This window comes from Pseudomonas sp. EA_5y_Pfl2_R50 (assembly GCF_963970475.1).
GTDB lineage: Bacteria > Pseudomonadota > Gammaproteobacteria > Pseudomonadales > Pseudomonadaceae > Aquipseudomonas.
This window is the reverse complement of the sequence record NZ_CAXAPT010000054.1, coordinates 1-696: the sequence shown is the minus strand read 5'-3', so window position 1 is coordinate 696 and position 696 is coordinate 1. Positions and strand designations below refer to the sequence as shown.

Below are 696 nucleotides of genomic sequence, written 5' to 3'. Positions count from 1 at the left end.
GTCGATCGAACATGACGTGATCGTCTCGCCCGCTCGGCAATATGCCTGATCGCTGATGCGCGGCGTGCTTCATCACGCGGCGCGTAGTCGTTCTTTGCGGTACGCCACACCGTCAAGCAGTGCCTGGCCCGGCGCCTTGGGCGTGCCGTCACCGTTCACGTACATATAGAGTGTCGTCGTCGTCATCCCGAGACGGCGCGCGACATCGGCTGCGATCGCGTTGCGATCGGACATGGCGGCCATCGCCATCGCCAGCGTTGCCTTGTCCATCTTGCGGGGTCGCCCTCCCATGCGCCCCCGCGCGCGTGCCGCGGCAAGGCCGGCCTGTGTGCGCTCGGCGATCAACTCGCGCTCGAACTCTGCAAAAGCGGCGAAGATGCCAAAGGCTAGGCGGCCGTTGGCGGTGGTGGTGTCAATCTGCGCGCCGGCGCCGGTCAGTACCTTCAACCCAATGCCGCGCTCACGCAGCGCCTCGGCGGTGATGACCAGATGCCGAAGGTCGCGCCCGAGGCGGTCAAGTTTCCAGAGGACCAGTGTATTACCGGGCTGCAACGCCTTGAGGCAGGCGGTCAGGCCGGGGCGCGCATCATGGCGACCCGAAGCGAGATCCTCATAAATGCGTGAGGGATCGACGCCGGCGGCGAGCAGCGCATCGCGCTGTGGTGCCAGCGTCTGCGATCCGTCAGCCTTGGACAC

1 protein-coding gene is annotated in these 696 nt (G+C 66.1%); it reads right to left on the bottom strand.

Features of this window, described 5'->3' with window-relative positions:
* Window positions 1-72: 72 nt before the first annotated feature.
* A partial coding sequence (locus AACY19_RS26650; protein WP_339454473.1) for a recombinase family protein occupies window positions 73-696 on the bottom strand: 624 nt, incomplete at its 5' end.